Raw genomic sequence first — 1,984 nt, 5'->3', positions numbered from 1 at the left:
GGTGGCAGCTTGCCGCCAACTCACTCCTCTAGATAAGTATTTTGACTCAGGCATCTTCCTCTTTTGAGACGTTGTGACACTTAGGGTGCGGAATGTGGGTTGGAATTTGAGCGAGGCTGGGCAAAGTTGCCACCAACAGGGCTATACCGCTTAATACGATAGTCTTGACAGAACGTAGATTCATAATTTTTTCCTGAAATTGGGAAGCCGTGTTTACTTGCTAATTTCAGAATATTCGGAGTCTAAGGGTGATGTCAGTCCCAAAATAAGTGGAAATTGACGATTTCAATCGTTTCTACTTTCAGTAATAAAATGGAGGAACGTGGAAATTTATAGGAGTTTTCATAAGAATGAGTTATGGGCAAGGAGCTTAAACTCTTTGTTGGGAAAACTTGTCGATACCTCAGTAACGTGAAAAGTGTTATATAGCGTTTCCCAATCTCATGAGGTACACCAAAATCTTAACTCCTGACTCCTGACTCCTCAAAACCTAAGACTCTGTACCTCACAACTATGGGAATTGCTATAGTTTTAGCCAATTAAGTTAAAGAAAGCGATCGATTTTCTTCTAATTGGTGATTCTAGCGACCGAGGAGAGAATGACGGGTTCTCAAAAATCCTCGAAAATCGGGGCTAGGGTCGAGCCAGACATTCCCGAATCTTCCTCTGTATCCTCTCGATCGATTAACCGTTTCAGGGTTTCGATTTCCCCGTTGAGACTGACAACCGTCGCCGTCACCTCCTCGATTACCGTTCTCATTTTTTGTTCAACGATTCGTTTAACGAGTTGTTCAACATTGTTCTCTTGATCATTAGACCTCTTGCAAAAGTCTTAAGTCGATCCTTGTACAGCAACATTTTTGAAGATTATCAACTACTAATAAATAATTAACTGAAAGTCCCTCCTATTATTGTTTCTATCGTTTGTTTTCGGATTTATGCAAGAGGTCTGTTGTTAACTGGTCACTGTTGACTGTTAACTGTTCCGCGATCGCCAGACTTGACCATGAGAGTAATTTCAGCAGACAAACTACCGTCAGGATTCGAGAATGATTCTTCATGGCTTGGGCGGAATGAAATCTTTCAACTACCGATTCTTACTATAAAGCAGAACTGGAAGTTTATCCCTTAATAAACTCCACATTATTTTCCATCTGTTCAATTGTTTTGACAGAAATTAATTCCAGAATTTGGCGTAATTGTTCCCCAATAGAGTAACGTTGTTGAGGGGCGAGTATTATTCCTTGATGAGATTTACCTTCAGTTAAATACTGAGTGTGTAAGCGGTAAAAATCGCCCCGATTGAAAGTGTATAACACCCTTCCTTGACCAGTAGCATAGTCTAATTGTTCTGAATCGGAGCGTCCCAACATTCCTGCTTCTGTAGCCGTTATTACATCGACTCCTCTAGCTCTTAAAGCCGCTACAAGGCTCTGATCCATCGAGTCTTCATCCAAATATAATGCCAGCATGACTATTTATTTAACTTAGATTGAAGCCACTCCCGTTCAAACTGTTTCACCTCAGCTTCTTCTTGCGCTAAATCAGTTTCAATTTCTTCGCTGTTGGCATGATAGTAAGTTAGAGCCGCATAAACTTTGGCTAAATCTAAATGGGGATGTCCCATCCGGTTTAAAATTTCTTCAGGAGTCAGCCCTAATTTATACCAAGAAGCAAGGCGGCGCACTGTCACTCCTGTCCCAGCAATTGTTGGTCTTCCTCCTCGAATTTTAGGAGAACTATCAATCAAAGTGCCAATTTCAATTGTCGTCGTATTCATGATCTAAATTATTAAGTATTTTAGCCTTTTTATTGTATCACAAATTTATTCAAATCGACCCAATTTGGCTCTTCGGTTTGTGTTATGCAATGGACGGGGGTTATAAGGGATGGAACCCTTATAGAGAAAGGCATTTAGCGATTTTTGTCAATTGTTTTTGCTCTAGAGCGAACTAATCAATTAAGTCTCTTGCCAGATAAGGAT

General features: G+C 40.4%; 4 protein-coding genes. All 4 read right to left on the bottom strand.

The window, feature by feature from the left end:
- Nucleotides 1-610: 610 nt before the first annotated feature.
- Nucleotides 611-760 (bottom strand): hypothetical protein, encoded by a 150-nt coding sequence (locus PX481_RS14035; protein ID WP_002763274.1) that lies wholly within the window; start codon nucleotides 758-760, stop codon nucleotides 611-613.
- A 157-nt stretch (nucleotides 761-917) separates the two neighbouring features.
- On the bottom strand, nucleotides 918-1,061 hold the full coding sequence (locus tag PX481_RS14030) for a hypothetical protein (protein WP_002763273.1): 144 nt from the start codon (nucleotides 1,059-1,061) through the stop codon (nucleotides 918-920).
- Between the two features lie 60 nt (nucleotides 1,062-1,121).
- Complete coding sequence (locus PX481_RS14025; protein ID WP_002763272.1) at nucleotides 1,122-1,472, bottom strand: DUF5615 family PIN-like protein; 351 nt, start codon at nucleotides 1,470-1,472, stop codon at nucleotides 1,122-1,124.
- Between the two features lie 2 nt (nucleotides 1,473-1,474).
- The gene (locus PX481_RS14020) at nucleotides 1,475-1,780 is read right to left on the bottom strand and encodes a DUF433 domain-containing protein (RefSeq protein WP_002763271.1); all 306 of its coding nucleotides are present in this window, start codon (nucleotides 1,778-1,780) and stop codon (nucleotides 1,475-1,477) included.
- Nucleotides 1,781-1,984 lie beyond the last annotated feature (204 nt).

It is taken from the genome of Microcystis sp. M53603_WE2, from assembly GCF_030065435.1.
The sequence above is the reverse complement of the archived record's forward strand: the minus strand, read 5'-3'. Positions and strand labels throughout refer to the sequence as shown.